Source organism: Streptomyces sp. NPDC091682 (assembly GCF_044756625.1).
GTDB lineage: Bacteria > Actinomycetota > Actinomycetes > Streptomycetales > Streptomycetaceae > Streptomyces.
The window spans coordinates 18,499-36,454 of sequence record NZ_JBIVTH010000038.1; the positions used below are offsets into that span (position 1 = coordinate 18,499).

Genomic DNA, 17,956 nt, shown 5'->3' on the forward strand with positions numbered 1-17,956 from the left:
GAGACGAAGCGGAACTACACGGACGACTACTGCCTGTTCTTCGAGGCATGGGCATCGGCCCAGTCCGCCTCCCAGATCACCGGCCTCACCACCCCGAGCGTTCGAACGGCGCGCTCACGATCGTTGCCCTCGCGTTCGAAGCCGGTGTCCCGCGCAACGCTCTCACTCAGCGGTACACCGACCTGAAGAACATGTTCTACGACAGAGTGCGGGCCCGCGGCGGCACCCCGGACAGCGAACAACGCATGCGCAAGCAGATCCGCCGACTCAAGGAACTCCGGGCAGCCGACGCCGAAGAAATCGCGCAGCTGAAGACCGACGTAGAGGCACTGGTCGGCGCCTTGCACCAGTCAATGACGGAGCACCGGTTGCTGCACCAGCAGCTCGCCGACCGCATCGGCGTAGTCCGCACACTGCCGACGCCCCCCTCGCAGACAGGTCACACCCACTGTGGTCCAGGGCAACCAACGGAATTCGTTGACCAGCCGTAACATCCTTCCGCCGGGTTGGATTCCCGCGCAGGAGTGCCCACGCTCTCGCCCCTGCGAGTCGCCGCTGACCTGAAGACCCCCGATCCCCGATGGGGGCCGCCGAACCGACCGTGTTTCGTCACCTGGAGCGGCATGTTCCTTCGGTAACCCCAGGTTGCAGGCCTCCCACAACCTCTGTGTCATACCTCAGTGGCAAACTGCGGCACGACGAAGTTTTCGGAAGGGCAGGGCGTCGCGGCAGGGGTCACCCGTCGAACGCACTGCTCGGGGGTGGCTGGTGCCACGGGGGAGATGTTCGGCTGTGATCTTCGACAGTCTTGATGTGTCGTACGGCGAGATGTGGGGTTCCTATCGGGGAATGACCCATCGGAGCCCGATGTCACGCGCGCTCGCGGCACGCAAGCATGCGGCCGGGAAGGATTACGCGGTTCTGCTGTCCGCGCGGGAGCAACCGCTGGCACTGGTCGAATACTGGCCGGGGCGGATGTGGCGTGTGTATCTGTTCGACGACAGGTCTTGGTGCGTGCAGATGATCGACCTCAAGCCCCACGGCACGGGGATGTTGCTGGCCCAGCAGAACACCCGATGGCAGTTTCCCAACGATCAGGCGCACTTGTACGGGAAGTGGGATGTTCAAGAGACCACCACCGTCTCAGCCGACGGACAGATCGAGGTGAAGTCCGAGTTCGCCGGACCGCGGGGCGGATCGCCGGAGTCATCGCACGATGGAGCATCCGGCCCGTCGAGCGTCCCCGAACGGCGGTTCGCGACGCCCGTCGAAGACTTCCTTTGTCCCGCACCGGAATTCGGCGACTGGCAACTGTTCGCTCCGCTCCTCACCCAGCAGGGCCACGAGTTCGCCACGACCGTAGTCCTCAACGACAGGTCAGTAGACGAAGGATCGGGACCCCTGCGCGCCACCGGAATTGAGCAACTGTTCAATCCGGGTGTGTGCGACACCCGGGAAGGGCCGGCCGTCGTCGAGCCCATTGACGCTGGCATGCTGCGGATCACCTCAGGGCAGCTGGCGGTCTCGGACCCAGGCTGGATCAGCAACCTGCGGACCGTCGGAGTGCCGCTAGGCGACTTTCCGGTCACACTGTCGCTTTTGCGCACGAAACACGGGGCGGATGTCGCTGCGGCCAGGGTGACGTTCCTGGAAGTCCCTCCCCATAAGTGGGAAATGACCCTCCGGCCCGACGAGGACCTGGAGCTGCTCGGCGAGGGCCAGTTCTACGGGGTTGGCGTGGATACCGGCACAGCGGCTTTCATGGATGCGACGCGGACCGTGACCGAAGACCAGCTGGACGACGAGATTTTCATACCCCTCGACAGCGACAGCCATTTCAGCGTCGAACTGCCCGGCACAGAGCCCGAGCCGAATCTCATTGCCTTCCGTGCTGGCCAAGGCGACGGCGCCTACCCCGTCTGGACCGGCCGCACCGAAGACGGACAGGTTAGTTGCGTCGTCGTCGACTTCCAGCTCCAATGCGCCGCCGGAACAGAGTAAGGATCGCCGACCACCTGCACGAGGCCGCACCGGCCGGTCAGCTGGGCGGACTGCGTCAGTTCAACACGCTGAACTTGACAGAGAAGTCGTCGCTGACCGTGCCGCGCAGGGTGTCGAGGGAGAGGAGCTGGGAGGCCGGCCAGGTGCGGGCCAGGGTCGACTCGCCCGCGTCGGAGGCCCCGATCAGCACGACGAGCGCGTCCTCGGGCAAGTTCGGGTACAGCACCGAAGTCATGCGAGGTCTCCTTGCGGGTCGAGGGAGCGGGCGGCCCAGGTCAGGCGCTGCCCGGCGTGGTCGGTGAGCAGGGCGGCGGCCTCGTGCAGGGGGCAGGAGGCGTCGTCGGCTTTGCCGTGGGCACGGGCTTCGGCGAGTTTGGCGAAGGCGAGGACCCGGGGAGCGGCCTGGTGTTTGCCTTGTTCGTAGGCGCCTTCGGCCATGTCGATGGCCTCGTTGACGTGTCCCTGGAGGTAGGCGTGCAGGCTCATGGTGGCCAGGACGTACGAGCCGGCCTGGACGTCTCCGCCGTTGCGGGCAAGTCGGAGGGCTTGGATGAAGTGCTGCTGAGCGAGGCCGTGGTGTTCCCAGTCAAGTTCTCCTGTTCAGCGGCGTGGGACCTTCGGCGGGTTTGCAGTCTTGGTGCAACAGGTGGCCTATTCCATGGCGGGCTACCGCGCCACCGTGCAAGCATCCCGCTCATGCTGACCTTCGATGTCGTTGGCGGGCACGAGGCCGCCGACAGCGCTTCGACTCCGGGCGTTCGCTCTGGAGGTCGACGCTGGCGCTCGGCCTGATCGCCATGAACGGCGCCGGCCCGAACGGGCCCACTCGGGGAACGCTGCCTACGGCGTGCTGGGGAGCCGGACCGTGACGAGGAGGCCGCCGGCGGGGCTGGGGACGAGGTCGAGGGTCCCGTCGTGGGCGCGGACGATGCTGTGCACGATGGCCAGGCCGAGGCCGACGCCGGCGTGCTCGTCGGTGCGTACGCGTTCCGTCCCGCGCCGGAAGGGTTCGATGAGGGTCGGTACCAGTTCCGGTGGGAGCCGGCGGCCCGTGTTCTCGACCCGCAGCACGCTCGTGTCGCCGTGCGCCTCGGTGTGGACCGCCACGGTGCCGTCGGTGGGGAGGTTGTGGACGATGGCGTTCTGGAGGAGGTTCGTCACCATCCGCGACAGGAGCTCGGTGGAGCCGCTGGTCGGGGCCGGCCCGCCGGTGACGTCCAGCGCGATCCGGCGCTGTTCGGCCAGGGGAAGCAGCGTTTCGGCGGCTTCTTCGGCTATGAGGGAGAGGTCGGGGCTCTCGCGGGTGAAGTTTCCGCAGTCGCCGCGGCTGAGCAGCAGGAGGGCCTCGGTGAGGTCGGCCGCCCGCTGATTGACCGCGTAGAGGCGTTCGATGAGTTCGTCCCGTTCCCGCGTGGGGTCCTTGCGGGCGACGTCGAGGAGCGTCCGCGAGATCGCCAGCGGGGTGCGCAGTTCGTGGGAGGCGTTCGCAGCGAATCGCTGCTGCTCTGCGACGTGGGACTCGAGTTGTTCGAGCATCGAGTCGAACGCGTCGGAGAGTTCACGGAATTCGTCCTGGCGGCCCTTCATGCGGATCCGGTGGGACAGCGACCCGTTCTCGGTCATCCGGGCTGCATCCGTGATCTGTGTGAGTGGTGCGAGCATCCGGCCGGCGAGGATCCATCCCCCGACGAGCCCGAACACGAACAGGAAGACCATCGCCGCGGCCGCGGCGGGGACGAAGACTTGCAGGAGGACGTAGCGGTTGGGTGCGACCCTGAGAAGACCCACCTCGCTGTCCGGTACGTAGCGCAGTAGGAACACCCACACCACGGCGAGCAGGAGAACGCCGGCGAGCAGAACGAATCCGGCATAGCTGAGGGTGAGTTTCAGTCGGGCGCTGATCCCTCGGCGTCTATGCATGCGTACTGCCGGGGGCGGCGACGTCGCGGTCCCGGGCTACGATCTTCATGCCGGTGTCGATCCGGTAGCCGACGCCGGGCACCGTGGCGATGATCCATGGTTCACCGAGCCGTTTGCGCAGCGCGGAGACCGTGATACGCACGGCGTTGGTGAAGGGGTTGGTGTTCTCGTCCCAGGCCCGTTCCAGCAGGTCTTCGGCCCTGACGACCCCGCCCTCGGCGGCGACGAGGACTTCCAGCACCGCGAACTGCTTGCGGGTGAGAGCGACGTAGCGTTCGTCGCGGAAGACCTCCCGGCGGAACGGGTCGAGCCGCAGGCCCGCGATCTCGCGCACCGGAGGCCGGGCGTACCCGCGTCTGCGGTCCAGCGCCCTCAGCCGCAGGACGAGCTCGCGCAGCTCGAACGGTTTGGTGAGGTAGTCGTCGGCGCCGAGCTCGAAACCGGACGCCTTGTCGTCGATCCGGTCGGCAGCGGTGAGCATGAGGATCGGGATGCCGCTGCCGGAGGCGACGATGCGCCGGGCGACCTCATCGCCGGAGGGTCCGGGGATGTCACGGTCGAGGACCGCGAGGTCGTAGGAGTTGACGCTGAGCAATTCCAGGGCCGTGTCGCCGTCGCCGGCGATGTCGGCGGCAATCGCCTCCAGCCGCAGACCGTCACGGACCGCCTCGGCCAGGTAGGGCTCGTCCTCCACGATCAGTACGCGCATGCGTGAAGCCTATTGTCATCACGAAATCGGCGCCGACGGGTGCACACCGGACACGCAACTCACCCTGCCAGCGCCGGCGCGGGGCGAGGCTGGTCCGACGGCACCTCCGCCGTAGTGCGCCAGAAGCGGCGCGACGCCAGGCCGAACAGCACGGCGCCGACGGCGTTGACCAGTACGTCATCCACGGACGACACCCTGTCCAGCCGCAGGACGTACTGTGCGGTCTCGACCAGGACCGAGCAGCTCGCCCCGAGCACCAGGATCCGCGGCACGGACGCCAGAGCCACGAACCGCATAGGGGCGAAGAAACCCAGCGCCGCGAAGATCAGCAGGTTGCCGCCGGTCCCGACCGGCCCCATCGTGACCAGGTCCCGCAGCGGGATCAGACTCACCCGGCCGGGGACGACACCGGCCCCCGGGCCCGGTTGCAGGGTCAGCCACACCATCGGAACCGCCCCGTAGACCACGCCCACCTCGGCCAGTGACATCCGCCACGCCGACGTGACACCGCCGGCGCGCCGCAGGCTCGCCAGAGCCCACACCAGCAGAGCGGCCAACGGCAGCCCGACCAGCATCATGAGCAGCACCCCGTTAAACGTATCGAAGCAGCCGTGCCACCGCCCGGCCGTGCACGCCGGAGCGGCCATCATGAGCGGCCGCCACATGACGAACAGCACGCCTGACGGGCCGAGGATCGCCAGGCCAGCGAGCACGATCCGGCGGGGTGGTACTGACGGGGATGGGCTGTGGTTCATGTTCCCCACATCAGCCGCCCGCCCCGCCGGAGCGCGCAGCGCCGGTGATGGCCTGCGTCTGGTGCTCGAGGATGTCCGGCAGGCTGTCGGAGTCGCGGTTGACAAGGGTGACGGCGACCCAGCCGGTGTACGGGTAGATGCTCCAGTTGGCGCCGACACCGGGGTTTCCACCGGCACGCTGGTACTCCCACTGGCCGTTGACGATGTCGATCGCGAGCCCGTACGCACCGAACGACGTCGGGCCGTGGGGGGTTTTGGCCCCGAAGAGCACGTCGGCCCAGGGCCGGTCCAGCACCGTGCCGTCGGTCAGCGCCTGCGCGAACCGGACCAGATCCGGCGCGGTGGCGAAACCGCCGTCCCCTGGGGCATCGATGAAGGCGCGGCCCGGGTTCTTGCCGAGTACGTACGGGTACGGGCTGCCCTGGTCCAGGTTGCGGAGCCCGTCCACCACGCTGCCGTCGGCCAGCTCCATGTACGGGTGCGCGATGTGCGGGTCGGTGAGCCACTGCGGCCGGGTGTGGAACGCCGAGCCGGTCATACCACAGCGCTTGAAGATGTTCTCCCGGACGTAGTCCCAGTACGTCGTGCCGGCCACGGCCTCCACGATCAGCGCGGCAATGGTGACCTCCGCCTCCGCGTGGACGGTGTCGGGAGTGCCCGGGACGCCCATCAGGTCCGCCTGCCGGGCCCGCTGCTCGTAGTACTCGTGCACTTCGCCCCGGCTCTGGAAGACGCGTTGCACGTCCTCATCCGGAGAACTCAGCCTGGAGGTGCCGGACAGCAGGTGGTGGATGGTCACCTGCCCGGCGACGTCCTCGGCGAAGCCGGTCAGGTGGGCGCCCACCGTGTCCGACAGCCGCAGCTTGCCCTGCTGCGCGAGCTGCAAGATGGCCACCGCGTGGAACGGCTTGCCCGCCGAACTGAGACTGAACCCGGTGCCCTCGCGGTTCGGGATCCCCTTCTCCTTGTCGGCCATGCCGTAGCTGCGGGACAGGACCGTGCGGCCCCGGTGCGACAGCAGCACCACGCCGGAGAACCTGCCCTCGGCGGCCAGTTCCGCCACGTGCCGGTCGTAAGCTCCGCCGGGCAGGGCGTCCCGCGGGATCCGGTCGTCCCCGGACGAGTCGGTTGGGGCCGCGTGGGCACGGCCGATCCCGGCTCCCACCAGCGGCACGCCCGCCGCCATGCCGGCGGCAGCCAGCCCGCCCCATTTGAACAGCCGCCGCCGGTCGATGCCCTGTACCGAATCCGAGTCCATGATCACGGGCGTTTCCCGGTCGAACAAATCTGGCGCTGACTGTGATTCGCTGTGGTTCATGCCTCCACTGAAGACGCAAGGTTGTTGCGTCGGCGTATGCGATTTTCGATACGCCCGCGATACACGGAATCCCCTGCCGCGATCCGGGTATCACGAGGCAGCATGACCAGTCGCGTTGCTTGATCCAGCACATTGCTCTACCGCATCCCGGGCGGCGGTCGGCCGCCCGGTAAGGAGGTGTCCTGGACCTGCGGTCGGTGGGGACGTCTGGCGGTCATCCCTGCTTCGGGTGCAGGCGAACGACATTGTCCGGTGCTTCCTCAGAGCTCTCGTCCAGGTTGTGCCCGCCCCTTAGCTTGTTCTTTATCTTCAGGCATGACGCAGAGCTACCAGAGTCTCGAAGTCGCTGCCCTGTGTGACAGCCGTGACGTTGTCGCGGCAGCTGCAATCCAGTCGACGCGACACGGTCTTGCTCCGGAGAATCAGCGCATGAGCCTCAATGTGGATACCTACGTATACGAAGCCAACGGCGAGTGGACCCTTCTGGAGGATCCCGACGACGACTACAGCAAGACCATGGCCGGATTCGAGAGATCGCGCAGCAAACTGTGGGGCTCTGAAGCTGTTCGGGCCCTGGGGGCTCGCTTCTTTCCCCAGCTCGACGGCGGCAACCTCCGCGTCGAGCCGGGGGAGATCGACGACTTCCTGGCCGAGTGCGAAGCGATACGCCCTCACGTCGATCATCTTGGTGAAGTCAGCGGCTACGGCGCGGAGTACGTCACCCGTTGCTTCAACAACATCGTTGCCGCTTCCGTGCGAGCCAGAGCCGAGGGCGGTGGTGTCATCGTCTGGTGAGCTTGATCTTTACCCTCGGGCGTCGCGGAGTCGGCATCTACCAGGACCTACCTGGTCTGCCGATGTCTTTGAGGGTCTCAGAGCGTTTGACGGTTTTACCGACGTCGTAGCGGGGTGCGGGGTGGCGGTTCTTGCTTCCGGGCGGTCGTCCGGGACCGGCGCCGCGGGGTTGGGGAACGCGGGCCTGGCAGAGCAGGTGGGCTCGGATGATCCTGAACCCTCGGCGGACCCGGACCGGGGTGAGGCGTTCGGGCTTGGCCGGCGTCTCCCAGGGCCGTCGGAGGTCGGCGGCCAGCAACCGGGCGAGGCAGAGCTGGGTGTGGGCGATGACCACGAGCCAGGTCCACCGGTCTGCGGCCTCAGGAGTACGGACTTTCGGGGTGGTCCAGCCGAGAGTCTGCTTTCCGAACCTGAAGGTGTGCTCAAGGTCGAACCTCCTGAGGAACACCTGCCACCACAGATCCACGTCTGCCGGGGAGGCACCGGTCTTGGAGGACCACAGCCACACCGGCGGTGCTTCCCGTTGCTTACTGATCGTTTCAGAATGATCGCGAGAGCCGCCGTAGGCAGATGATCGAGCGGGCGAGTTCGAGGAGACCCTGGTGAAGGTTTGCCCGGTGCTCGTAGCGGATGCGGAGTCGTTTGAACTGGTGCAGCCAGGCGAACGCGCGCTCTACGACCCAGCGCCCTTTGCCGAGTCCGGAGCCGTGAGCGATGCCGCGTCGGGCGATCATCGGCTTGATGCCGCGCTTCCATAGCTGGCGGCGGTACTTGTCGAAGTCGTAGCCCCGGTCCGCGTACAGTCGTCGGAGCCGACGGCGAGGCCGCCCTCGCAGACCCCGGATCAATGGGACCGCATCCACCAGTGGCAGGAGCTGGGTGACGTCGTGCCGGTTGCCGCCGGTGAGCGTGACGGCCAGCGGGATACCGTTGCGGTCGACGATCAGGTGGTGCTTTGAGCCGGGACGGGCACGGTCGACCGGTGAGGGACCAACATGATCCCCCTTTCAGGGCTCGGACGTGTGAGCCGTCGACGGCACAGTCGTCCAGGTCCAGCAGGCTCGCTCGCCGAAGCTCGGTCAGCAAGGCGGCGTGCGGTCGGGGCCACACTCCGGCCTCGGTCCAATCCCGCAGCCTGCGCCATGCCGTGACTCCGGAGCAGCCCACGGTCTCTGCTGGCACGTCGCGCCAGGCAACGCCGGTCCGCAGCACGTACAGCACGCCTGCGAGCGCTATCCGGTCTGGCACGCGCAGACGTCCGGGGTAGCGAAAACGACGCTCGGGAACGGGTGGCAGCAGCGGCGCGACGCGCTCCCACAGGGCGTCCGGCACAAGATCAGAACGCACCCGCACAGCCTGCCGATCAAGATTGCCGGACGCAAGATCGCAGACTCGCTGAAGTCATCGATAAGATCGGCCAGTGGCTTTGTTCTGGCAGGATCGACGTACCGCCGATGCCGCTTTCGCCGCGGCTTGCGCCGCAATCGGACACGGCCCCGACGAGCGCCACGAGGAAGCTCGCAGGACAGCCTTCTGGTGGACCACCAGCCGTCCTGCATGGCCTCACGGGGTGATCGTGTTCTGGCGGCACGGCCACGACTGGCAGTTCGTCCCCCTGGATCGCGATGAAAACCCCATCCGAGGCCACGCTGAACAACTTCACTGGCCAGCCGAGCTGCCGCCGGACGAAGCCGCCCGGCGGGTTGCAGAACTACTGGGTGAACCCGCCTGACGTGAAGCGGATCCCGATGCAGCAGCCATTCTGACACGATCAGTAAGCACATGGCCGCAGGTTCGAGTCCTGCCGGGGGCACCACCTTGGGATCCGCCACATCCGGGCCCAGGCCGGCATCGGCCGGGTATCAGCCGGGCATTCCGCGCTCCGCGAGGCCGCTCTCATAGGCGATGATCACGAGTTGCGCGCGGTCGCGAGCTTGCAGCTTCCCCAGGAGGCTGCTCACGTGTGTCTTCACGGTCGGCAAGCTGATGACCAGGTCTGCCGAGATCTCGGCGTTCGACAATCCATTCGCGATCAGCACGAGCACCTCCTGTTCACGCTTGGTGAGCCCGACAAGTCGCGGCGCCGGCCGCATTGATTCGTCGCTGCGGGAGAAATTCGCGATGACGCGGCGCGTGACCGTCGGCGCCAGCACTCCCTCGCCGGTGGCGATGACGCGAATGCCGGCGATCAGGTCGGTCGGCGAGACGTCCTTCAGCATGAACCCGCTCGCACCCGCCTGAAGGGCGGGGTAGACGTACTCGTCCATGTCGAACATGGTGAGGGCCAGCACCCGTACGCCGGCCAGCGTCGGGTCGGAGCAGATCTGCCGGGTGGCCGCGATGCCGTCCATGACGGGCATGCGCAGGTCCATCAGCACGAGGTCCGGCCTGAGTTCCCGGGCCAGTTCCACCGCCACGGCCCCGTCGCCCGCCTCGCCGACCGCCTCCATTCCGGGCGTCGAATCGATGAGGAGCCGGAAGCTCCCGCGCAACAGCGCCTGATCGTCCGCGATCAACACCCTGACCGCTTCGGCCATTCCGAACTCCTCGCATGTCGCTCATCGATCCACAGAGGTCTGTTGAGGTCCTTGGAGTTCAGATATTTTAGCAGCGGTGGTTTCAACGACCTTTGTCTCACCCCGTCGTCGTGGGCGGGATCAGCAGCTCGCCCGTACCCGTGTCCCCGACCGAGACCGCACCGCCGTACGGCTCCGAGAGGCGGGCAAAGTCGGTGAGGATGTCCTTGGCCTCGGCCCCGTCGGCCAGCCGCGGATGGCCCCGGTGCCGGACCGGGCCCCCGAAGCCCAGGTCGATCGGGTGGAGGCGGGCCCCGACCAGCGTGCCGTCGCCGAACATGAGGACGGGTACGAGCGAGCGCCAGTACGGGCGGTGCGGGGCGAACAACCGTCGCCCGTGGCCGCTGAGTTCGTCGAAGTACCGCCCCGGGGTGAACTGCCCGCGGTCGGCAAACTTCGCGTAGTCCTCGGCGGGGAGCCGGTCGGCGAGTTCGATCTGGCTGACAACGTTCCCCAGGCTGTCGAAGATCGGCTTGTTCCGGTAGAGCTCCACGCCGCGCAGGAAGTGCGGGCCGTGCCCGACCACCACGTCCGCGCCCTCGTCGATCACCTGGTGGGCGAACGCGCGCTCGCCCAGCGGCCGGGTTGACCGATTGGGAAGCTACGGGGCGTGATGTCCCACGGGCATGAGGCAGGTGCCTCAGCCAGGTCCCGTCAGGCGTCCCAGCGGCGGTGCCGGAGGTAGCCGCCGGCCAGGGCCGCGACCGTCCACGCGAGGAGCACCGCGAATCCGGTGTACGCGTCGGGCGAGTTGACGGTGAGTATCTCCATGCCGGCCCGGTCCGGGAAGTACTGCGCCATGTCCTTCGTCGCGCCGATGACGGAGAGGATCTGGGACCCGGCGAGCACGAGGGGGAGCAGGATGGCCAGCGGGAGGACGGCGTTGCGGGCCATCAGGGCCGTACCCGCCGCGAACAGGCACATCAGCGTCAGGTAGACCACCGCGCCGGCCAGGGCGCGGGGGACGCCGCTCGCGCCGATCGGGGCACCGTAAGGTCCCAGGGCGAGCTGGGTGACCAGGTACCCGACGACGGTGACCGGGATCGCGACGACCGCTGCGACGCCGGCGACCACGGTGGTCTTCGCCGCGAAGAGCCGGCCGCGCCGGGGCACGGCGAGCAACGAGACCCGCATCATGCCTGACCCGTACTCACCAGCGACGACGAGCACCCCGAACACGATCAGCGCGAGCTGCCCGTAGAGGATGCCGTCCAGGCCTGCCTGCTGGGCGGTGAACCCTTCGCGGAGCATTGGGCTGTTTGAGTCGAGCGCCCCGCGCGCGGACCAGCCGTCCAGGGCAGCGACGAGGATGCTGATCGGGACGAAGAGCAGCAGCGCGAGGAAGGTGCTGCGGACGCCCCGCACCTTGGTGAACTCGGCCTGGACGGCCGCGACCAGCTCAGACACCGGTGTTCCTCTCTCCCTTGCCGACGAGTCCGAGGAAGGTCTCCTCCAGGGAACCCTTGTGGGTGCTCAGCTCGTCGAGTGGGGCGCCGTTGGCCGCGGCCAGCCGGCTGATCTCGCCCGCGGGCACGCCGCGGATCTCCAGAGCGCCGTCCGTCGCGAGCGCCAGCGTGGCCCCCCGTCCTTCGAGTTCCCGGCCCAGCAGCCCGGGGTCCGGTGTGCGCACGCGTACGTACGTCGTTGCGTGCCGGTCGATGAAGTCCGACATGCTGGTGTCCGCGAGGAGCTGCCCGCGGTCGATGACGATCAGGTGGTCCGCGACCATGGACATCTCGGTCATCAGGTGGCTGGAGACGAGGACGGTCCGGCCTTCGGCGGCCATCGTGCGCAGCAGTTCGCGCAGCCATCGGATGCCCTCGGCGTCGAGGCCGTTGACCGGCTCGTCGAGGACGAGGACGGACGGGTCGCCGAGCAGCGCCGTGGCCAGGCCGAGCCGCTGGCCCATGCCGAGGGAGAACGCGCCGGTCCGCTTGCGGGCCGCGTCCGTAAGGCCGACCATCTCCAGGACCTCCCCGACCCGGCGGCGCTCGATCCGGTTGGCCTGCGCGACCCATTTCAGGTGGCGGGCCGCGGTGAGGCTGCGGTGCGGAACGGACGTCTCCAGCAGCGCTCCGACGTGCCGGGCCGGGTAGCGCAGTTCGTGGTAGGCGCGCCCATCGATCCGGACGGATCCAGTGTCCGGGCGGGTCAGGCCGACCATCATCCGCATCGTGGTCGATTTTCCGGCTCCGTTGGGGCCCAGGAATCCGGTGACGGCACCTGCCCGCACCGTGAAGCTCAGGCCGGCCACGACCGTGTTCTGGGCGTACCGCTTGCTCAAATCCAGGACGTCAATCACACGTTCAGTGTGGTGCGGGCGTCCCGCCGGCCACATCGGTCCCGGGATGGGGATGCCGGGCGTCCTTCGCCGGCCGGAGCCATACCTGCGGATGAGTCCGGCTCAGTACGGCAGCGTCGCGGTGACCCTGAAACCGCCGCCCGCACGCGGCCTGGCGGTGATGGTGCCGCCGTGCGCGGCGGCCCGTTCCCGCATCCCGACGAGGCCCAGTCCGCCGCCGGGGACGGCCGGCCGGCCCGCGAATCCGGGCCCGTCGTCTGCGACGTCGATCGTCAGCGCGCCGCGCTCCGCGACGAGTCGCACCCGGCAGCGGGTCGGCGCGGCATGCTTGACCACGTTGGTCAGCGCCTCCTGGACGATCCGGAAGGCGGCTAGCTCCACGCCCTCCGGCGGGTCCTCCGGGCAGTGGGACCGCAGGTCCACGCGGACGCCCGCCGCCTCGGCCGTCTCGACCAGCGCGGTCAGGTCCGACAGCCCGAGAACCGGCCGGAGGTCCTGGGCGCCCTCCTCGTCCCGGCGCAACACCTTGAGGGTGGCCCGCATGTCGCTCAGCGCCCTGCGGCTGATGTCCTCGATCGCCGCCAGGGCTTCCCGCGCCTCCCCCGGGTGGGTGTCGACGACGTGGTTGGCGATGCCGGCCTTGATCGCGATCACGCCCACGCTGTGGGTGACGACGTCGTGGAGGTCGCGGGCGATGCGCAGGCGTTCCTCGTCCTTCGCGCGTTCGGCCGTCTGCTTGATGACGCGCCGCATGCTCTCCCGCCGCTCCCTGACGGCCGAGCCCGCCGCCCAGGTGGCGCCGAGGACGAGCAGGCCGAGCACCATCTGCACGGCCGGGGTTCCGCCTTGGTAGTCCTGGGCGCCCGTCATCGTCAGCGCGGCCGCGCCGGCCGCGCTCACCCCGCCGATGAGGACCGCGGAGCGCCCCGTCGGCCGTTTCCGCGTCACGGCCACCAGGTACAGGGCGTACGCTGCGGCGAGGAACGAGGTCGACGCGAGACCGAACGGCAGCCCCGCGCACGCCGCCGTCACGACGAACGCGAAGACCGGCACGGGCCAGAGCCGCCGGACGACGAGTGGCAGCGCGATACCTGCCGACAGCAGCCACAAGGTGGTGTCGCTCACCCCGGCGCCGACGAACGGCCGCAGCGGCGACACCGCCGGGAGCAGTGCGAACCCAACTGCAGCCAGCACATCGAGCATGATCAGACGCCGATTGGGAAGATCGCCCATGTCTCGAAACTATGCGCTCGATTCGCGGTACGTCCAACGCCCCGGGGGGCGGGCCGGTAGTCGTGCCACCGTGGCCGATAGTTGCCCACAAAACGGAAGAACATCCATCACTTACTGTTCGTTTCAGAATGAGCGATCAGCCCAGGGCCTCCTCGCAGATCATGCAACACTCGACGCGTGACACCACCCGGAGAACCGCCCACAGCCAGCCCGCCCGGTTGCGGTCCGTATGCCTGTCCCTGCTGCAAACTCTTGACGCTGGAAGCCCGCGGACAATTCGAGATCTGTGACGAGTGCAGCTGGGAAGACGATGGCCAGGACGACCCGAACGCTGACGAGGTCTGGGGCGGCCCCAACGGAGCGGAGAGCCTGACCGACGCACGTCGGCGCTACGCACAGTACGTCACAACAACGAGGGCAACAGATCCGAGATCGGCAGCCAACGGCGGCCCAGGCAGATGGCGTTCGCGCCCGAACCGTCGTCGCGTCTGAGGGCAGGGATTGGTCCACGCAGGGATTCTCCTCAGCCTTTTCGGACACTGCGGCTATGCCGAACGGAACAGCCTTTGTGGATGCTGTAACTGTGTGCAGAGCCATGAAGTTGGCCCAGGGCTTGGCGTTCGGGCTGGTGGGCGGCAGAGTTCTGCAGGTGTCGGATGATCTTGTGCCTGATGACCTGTGGGACCGCGTGGCCCCGTTGCTCCCTCCTCGTCCGCCGCGTCGTCGCCGGTATCCGGGGCGGCTGCCGGTGGACGACCGGGCCGCCCTGCGCGGGATCGCCTACGTGCTGCGCAAGGGCGTGAGCTGGGCCGATGTGCCGGCCGGACGTGTCGGCCGCAGCGGCGTGACGGCCTGGCGGCGGCTGCGGGACTGGACCTAAGCCGGAGTCTGGCCACGCCTGCACGAGGTTCTGCTGGCCGAGCTGCGCAAGGCGGGGCTGCTGGACATGGACGACGCGGCGATCGACGGCTTATACGTCCGGGCTCTCAAAGGGGGGCTCACACCGGACCTTCGCCGGTCGACCGAGCCCGCCCGGGAAGCAAGCACCACCTGATCACCGACCGGAACGGAACACCCCTCGCAGTGTCCCTGACCGGCGGAAACCGCCACGACGTCACGCAGCTGATACCTCTGCTGGACGCGATCCCGCACATCCGCGGGACCCACGGCCGTCCCCGTCACCGGCCCAGGCGTCTATTCGCCGACCGGGGCTACGACTGCGACAAGTACCGCCGCCTGATCCGGGCCCGGGGCATCACCCCCAAGATCGCCCGCAAGGGCACGGCTCACGGCTCCGGCCTGGGGGAAGACCCGCTGGGTCGTCGAGTGAACCTTTGCCTGGCTCCACCAGTTCAAACGGCTACGGATCCGCTACGAGATACGCGCCGATCTCCACCTCGGCTTCCTCCAACTCGCTTGTAGCATCATCTGCTTGTGACGACTCCGAACGTCATTCTGAAATGATCAGTTAGAGAGATGCCCGACCTTCAACCGGAGCAAGGTGCCCTCGATGATGGGGAGTTCGCCGTCGTGCTCCAGCCAGGCCGAGCGGTGGGTCAGCCTCGGGTGGACCCGGTCCCAGGCTTGGGCTTCGGCCTTTCCGTAGTTGGTGGTGTCGGTGATGGTGGTGATCGCTGCCTCGGGCCAGGTCTCGGGTTTGGCGAAGCGGAACTCCTTGCCGTGCTTAGGCGGTCGCCCGCCCTGGGGATAGGCCAGGGCGTACTCCTTGGGCGAGGGCTTCGGCAGACGCATCACCCGGTCACTGCGGATCCGCCCGACCAGCTCGACAGGAAGGTCCCGCAGGACCCAGGCCAGGCAGGTGACGTCGTAACCCACGTCCATGACGATCGTGATGTCCGGGTCGCCGGGCGCCCACTGGCCGGCCGCGACGAGCCGCTCGGCCACGGCGCGGAGCTGGGCGGCGGTCACGGCGGTCGCATCGTTTTCCGGCCCGAGCCGACCACGTCCAGGATCGACGTCCACGAGGTGGCTCCCGGTTCGAGGACCGGGACGAAGGAGTACGGCCAGCCCGGGGGGAACTGGGAGGCGGACTTCGCCCTGCCGTAGACGTGGCAGAACAGCCGTTCTGCCGAGCAGGGCGCATCCGAGCGCAGCCACGGTGACACGTTGACCACCAGCACCAGGCGCCCGGCCTCGAACCGGGACAACGGCAGCCCGGCAAGCAGAGTCCGCAGTCTCTCGACGTTGATCCGGCCCCGGTTGAGATCTTCGTACAACGCGCCGTGCCCACGCCGGTGTTCGGGCACCGTCATCAGGTCCACCGGCGAGGTGACCGGCCCGTCGATGCACAACAGCGCGTCGGCCAGTTCGAACATTTCGTCACGCCGGGCGGTCAGACACTCGTAGAACCCTGCTCGGAAGCGTGACGCTTCCGCGAACGCTTTCTGCCGGACATCCGGGCACACCACACTCATGACAACGGCCTTCAACTGGTTCTCCTCGTGACGGAGCACAGGATCAGACAAGGCCGCCCTCATGTCCGGCGAATGCCCAGGTGAGTGACCTCGTTCGGGGCACCGTTCGAGGCGCCAGAAGAAAAAGAACAAGCTGAGCAAGTCCGACATCGACAGTCTGGCCAGCGGCCTCGACACTCGGGGCGGCAGGCAGGAGTTCGGCCAGGTCATGGAGATGTTGGGGGAGAACGCCGACACTGCCTTGGCGAACGTCCGAAAGGCGGCCGACGACCTGCCCCATTTCGCCGAAGCACTGCGCGGCGACATGCGTAACCTTGTGCGGATCAAGGACGAGGCCGCCGAGAAGTACGGCTCGGCCAACGGGCGGATCCCGACGCTCGCCCAGGAGACCTCGACGACTGCGGCTCAGACGCCTCGACGGTCTCGGCCTCGGTCACGTTCTCACTGGTCATCGGCGCATCCTCCATGATCGGGAGTTACACCCAACGATTTACAGTTCCAAAGGAACCGCACCACCTGTCAGAAGGCGTCTTCGTTCATGATGGCGAGCATGCCGCAGCGGTCTGAGAGGGCGTTTGATCTAGGCGGATTGCCGCTTATGCCCTAGTAGGTTCCTCGCCAGGTTGGTGTGGTCTCGTCCGTTATGCGCTTGGCGAGGTTGTCGATGGAGGCGATGTGGATCATGGCTTCGGAGCTGGTGGTGAGGGTCTCGTAGTCGCGGGCCAGACGGCGGTGCATCATGATCCAGCCGATGCTCCGCTCTACCACCCAGCGTCTTTTCACCACGTGGAAGCCGCGCTTTTCGGGGTTGCGGTTGACGACTTCGACGTCGATTCCGAGGCGGGCGCCGTGCTCGATGACGGTGTTCTTGAAGCCGGTGTCGACCCAGCTTTTCGCGATGGTCGGGTAGGCGGCTTTCGCCTGATCGAGGAGGCGTATTCCCATGGCGTTCTCGGAGAGGCCGGCGCTGGCGACGGTTACGGCGAGAATGAGGCCGATTGTGTCGGTGAGGATGCCGCGCTTTCGTCCGACGATCTTCTTCGCGGCGTCGGTTCCTTGGCCGGTCAGGGGCACGTTGGTGGAGGTTTTGACGCTCTGGGTGTCGATGACCGAGGCGGTCGGATCGGGCTTGCGGCCTTCCTTGACGCGGGCGAGACCGGTGAGGTCGTAGTTGAGTTGAGCGAAGATTCCCTCGTCGCGCCAGGCTGCGTAGTAGGCGTAGACGGTGCCGTGGCTGGGGAAGTCGTGCGGGAGGTATTTCCAGGGGATTCCCGTGCGGTTGATGTAGAGGATCGCGTTGAACACGTCCCGTAACTCGACCTTGGCCGGCTGTCCTGTGGGACGGCGTTCGAGCCGGGCATTTCGCCAGGCCGTCAGCGTAGGCTCGATCAGGGCCCATCGGGCGTCGGACAGGTCGCTGGGGTAGGGCTTGCGCTCGCTCACGGCACAGCGTGTGCATGACTGCGCCCGGAGGGTGTGGTTCCGCTGGCTGTCTGGCGATTCTGGGGCGTCTTCAAACCAGACGGACTTCGAGACACGGAAGCGAACGAGACGGGCAGGTGGGTTCGTGATCCGGGTGGGGATGCACGCCTCCTACCGGGCAGAGGCTCCCAAACTGGGGCATGAACAAAGCTCGCATACCGGAAAAGCACTACGTGAACGCCCACTGAGAGGGCGGTTCGTGAGCCTTCGGGCGGTTCTGGTGTCGCCTGATGGTGTGGGTGGGGGCTGAATCCGCTGGCTCCTGGGCTCTGATCTGCTGATGTGATGACGTGACTGAATGCAAGCCGTACCCATGTCCCAAAGGATTTTCCTGTTCATTGAGCTTCTTCGATGTGGCCACCGATCGGGTGACGGTCCGTGAAGCGAAACGAGCGAGGCCCCCGGGCTGTTGATCGAGATGTCTGACGTC

The 17,956-nt window shown here is 67.5% G+C and carries 18 protein-coding genes and 3 pseudogenes; 6 read left to right on the forward strand and 15 right to left on the reverse strand.

The features are described 5' to 3' along the window. Positions 1-47: 47 nt before the first annotated feature. Entirely contained in the window at positions 48-491 is a 444-nt protein-coding gene (locus ACIQK6_RS40955; RefSeq protein WP_329094770.1) for a hypothetical protein, read from the forward strand. 301 nt (positions 492-792) lie between these two features. Then, a complete protein-coding gene (locus tag ACIQK6_RS40960; protein WP_402697520.1) occupies positions 793-2,001 on the forward strand; it encodes a DUF4241 domain-containing protein in 1,209 nt (402 codons plus the stop codon). Between the two features lie 55 nt (positions 2,002-2,056). Here ACIQK6_RS40960 and ACIQK6_RS40965 read toward each other — a convergent pair whose 3' ends face one another. The 6 genes from ACIQK6_RS40965 to ACIQK6_RS40990 form a co-directional block, all read right to left on the reverse strand. Continuing rightward, positions 2,057-2,236, reverse strand: a complete 180-nt coding sequence (locus tag ACIQK6_RS40965) for a hypothetical protein (RefSeq protein ID WP_402697522.1) — start codon at positions 2,234-2,236, stop codon at positions 2,057-2,059. After that, on the reverse strand, positions 2,233-2,487 hold the full coding sequence (locus tag ACIQK6_RS40970; protein ID WP_329094766.1) for a hypothetical protein: 255 nt from the start codon (positions 2,485-2,487) through the stop codon (positions 2,233-2,235). Before ACIQK6_RS40970 ends, ACIQK6_RS40965 begins: the two co-directional genes overlap by 4 nt. A 354-nt stretch (positions 2,488-2,841) precedes the next feature. Continuing rightward, complete coding sequence (locus tag ACIQK6_RS40975; protein WP_329094764.1) at positions 2,842-3,921, reverse strand: HAMP domain-containing sensor histidine kinase; 1,080 nt, start codon at positions 3,919-3,921, stop codon at positions 2,842-2,844. Beyond that, positions 3,914-4,630 (reverse strand): response regulator transcription factor, encoded by a 717-nt coding sequence (locus ACIQK6_RS40980; RefSeq protein ID WP_329094762.1) that lies wholly within the window; start codon positions 4,628-4,630, stop codon positions 3,914-3,916. The genes ACIQK6_RS40975 and ACIQK6_RS40980 overlap by 8 nt, the downstream gene beginning before the upstream one ends. A gap of 59 nt (positions 4,631-4,689) precedes the next feature. After that, a complete protein-coding gene (locus ACIQK6_RS40985) occupies positions 4,690-5,385 on the reverse strand; it encodes a VanZ family protein (protein WP_329094761.1) in 696 nt (231 codons plus the stop codon). Between the two features lie 10 nt (positions 5,386-5,395). Next, on the reverse strand, positions 5,396-6,643 hold the full coding sequence (locus ACIQK6_RS40990) for a serine hydrolase domain-containing protein (RefSeq protein ID WP_329094759.1): 1,248 nt from the start codon (positions 6,641-6,643) through the stop codon (positions 5,396-5,398). 375 nt (positions 6,644-7,018) lie between these two features. Here ACIQK6_RS40990 and ACIQK6_RS40995 point away from each other — a divergent pair, with 375 nt between their 5' ends. After that, complete coding sequence (locus ACIQK6_RS40995; protein WP_402697524.1) at positions 7,019-7,498, forward strand: hypothetical protein; 480 nt, start codon at positions 7,019-7,021, stop codon at positions 7,496-7,498. Between the two features lie 37 nt (positions 7,499-7,535). Here ACIQK6_RS40995 and ACIQK6_RS41000 read toward each other — a convergent pair. After that, positions 7,536-8,012, reverse strand: a pseudogene (locus ACIQK6_RS41000) (transposase); the annotation flags it as partial. A 25-nt stretch (positions 8,013-8,037) separates the two neighbouring features. After that, a protein-coding gene (locus ACIQK6_RS41005; RefSeq protein ID WP_329094757.1) for an IS5 family transposase occupies positions 8,038-8,845 on the reverse strand; the annotation gives its coding sequence in 2 pieces (ribosomal slippage) (positions 8,038-8,503 and positions 8,502-8,845; 810 coding nt in all). 73 nt (positions 8,846-8,918) lie between these two features. On the opposite strand from ACIQK6_RS41005, the gene ACIQK6_RS41010 reads away from it, so the two are divergent. Continuing rightward, a complete protein-coding gene (locus ACIQK6_RS41010) occupies positions 8,919-9,230 on the forward strand; it encodes a hypothetical protein (RefSeq protein WP_402697526.1) in 312 nt (103 codons plus the stop codon). 130 nt (positions 9,231-9,360) lie between these two features. On the opposite strand, the gene ACIQK6_RS41015 is transcribed toward ACIQK6_RS41010, so the two are convergent. The 5 genes from ACIQK6_RS41015 to ACIQK6_RS41035 all read right to left on the reverse strand — a co-directional run bounded on the left by ACIQK6_RS41015 (position 9,361) and on the right by ACIQK6_RS41035 (position 13,609). Further along, complete coding sequence (locus tag ACIQK6_RS41015) at positions 9,361-10,035, reverse strand: response regulator transcription factor (RefSeq protein ID WP_329094754.1); 675 nt, start codon at positions 10,033-10,035, stop codon at positions 9,361-9,363. A 97-nt stretch (positions 10,036-10,132) separates the two neighbouring features. After that, positions 10,133-10,651, reverse strand: a complete 519-nt coding sequence (locus tag ACIQK6_RS41020; protein ID WP_329107382.1) for a CapA family protein — start codon at positions 10,649-10,651, stop codon at positions 10,133-10,135. A 77-nt stretch (positions 10,652-10,728) separates the two neighbouring features. After that, on the reverse strand, positions 10,729-11,481 hold the full coding sequence (locus ACIQK6_RS41025; protein WP_329094752.1) for an ABC transporter permease: 753 nt from the start codon (positions 11,479-11,481) through the stop codon (positions 10,729-10,731). Next, positions 11,474-12,376, reverse strand: a complete 903-nt coding sequence (locus ACIQK6_RS41030) for an ABC transporter ATP-binding protein (protein WP_402697528.1) — start codon at positions 12,374-12,376, stop codon at positions 11,474-11,476. The genes ACIQK6_RS41025 and ACIQK6_RS41030 overlap by 8 nt, the downstream gene beginning before the upstream one ends. Before the next feature lie 102 nt (positions 12,377-12,478). After that, entirely contained in the window at positions 12,479-13,609 is a 1,131-nt protein-coding gene (locus ACIQK6_RS41035) for a sensor histidine kinase (RefSeq protein WP_402697530.1), read from the reverse strand. A 177-nt stretch (positions 13,610-13,786) separates the two neighbouring features. Here ACIQK6_RS41035 and ACIQK6_RS41040 point away from each other — a divergent pair, with 177 nt between their 5' ends. Next, the gene (locus ACIQK6_RS41040; protein WP_329094746.1) at positions 13,787-14,101 is read left to right on the forward strand and encodes a CPCC family cysteine-rich protein; all 315 of its coding nucleotides are present in this window, start codon (positions 13,787-13,789) and stop codon (positions 14,099-14,101) included. A 157-nt stretch (positions 14,102-14,258) separates the two neighbouring features. Next, positions 14,259-15,047: pseudogene (locus ACIQK6_RS41045) on the forward strand (IS5 family transposase). A gap of 32 nt (positions 15,048-15,079) precedes the next feature. Here ACIQK6_RS41045 and ACIQK6_RS41050 read toward each other — a convergent pair. Next, positions 15,080-16,044 (reverse strand): annotated as a pseudogene (locus tag ACIQK6_RS41050) (transposase); the annotation flags it as partial. 603 nt (positions 16,045-16,647) lie between these two features. After that, positions 16,648-17,487 carry an IS5 family transposase gene (locus ACIQK6_RS41055; RefSeq protein ID WP_402697532.1) on the reverse strand — a complete coding sequence of 280 codons (840 nt, stop codon included), beginning with the start codon at positions 17,485-17,487 and terminating at the stop codon, positions 16,648-16,650. Positions 17,488-17,956 lie beyond the last annotated feature (469 nt).

What these genes read in the sequence shown, in the direction of transcription:
- ACIQK6_RS40955 (WP_329094770.1), top strand. Translation starts at nt 48, where the DNA reads ATGGGCATCGGCCCAGTCCGCCTCCCAGATCACCGGCCTCACCACCCC.
- ACIQK6_RS40965 (WP_402697522.1), bottom strand. Translation starts at nt 2,236, where the DNA reads ATGACTTCGGTGCTGTACCCGAACTTGCCCGAGGACGCGCTCGTCGTG.
- ACIQK6_RS40970 (WP_329094766.1), bottom strand. Translation starts at nt 2,487, where the DNA reads ATGAGCCTGCACGCCTACCTCCAGGGACACGTCAACGAGGCCATCGAC.
- ACIQK6_RS40975 (WP_329094764.1), bottom strand. Translation starts at nt 3,921, where the DNA reads ATGCATAGACGCCGAGGGATCAGCGCCCGACTGAAACTCACCCTCAGC.
- ACIQK6_RS40980 (WP_329094762.1), bottom strand. Translation starts at nt 4,630, where the DNA reads ATGCGCGTACTGATCGTGGAGGACGAGCCCTACCTGGCCGAGGCGGTC.
- ACIQK6_RS40985 (WP_329094761.1), bottom strand. Translation starts at nt 5,385, where the DNA reads ATGAACCACAGCCCATCCCCGTCAGTACCACCCCGCCGGATCGTGCTC.
- ACIQK6_RS40990 (WP_329094759.1), bottom strand. Translation starts at nt 6,643, where the DNA reads ATGGACTCGGATTCGGTACAGGGCATCGACCGGCGGCGGCTGTTCAAA.
- ACIQK6_RS40995 (WP_402697524.1), top strand. Translation starts at nt 7,019, where the DNA reads ATGACGCAGAGCTACCAGAGTCTCGAAGTCGCTGCCCTGTGTGACAGC.
- ACIQK6_RS41015 (WP_329094754.1), bottom strand. Translation starts at nt 10,035, where the DNA reads ATGGCCGAAGCGGTCAGGGTGTTGATCGCGGACGATCAGGCGCTGTTG.
- ACIQK6_RS41035 (WP_402697530.1), bottom strand. Translation starts at nt 13,609, where the DNA reads ATGGGCGATCTTCCCAATCGGCGTCTGATCATGCTCGATGTGCTGGCT.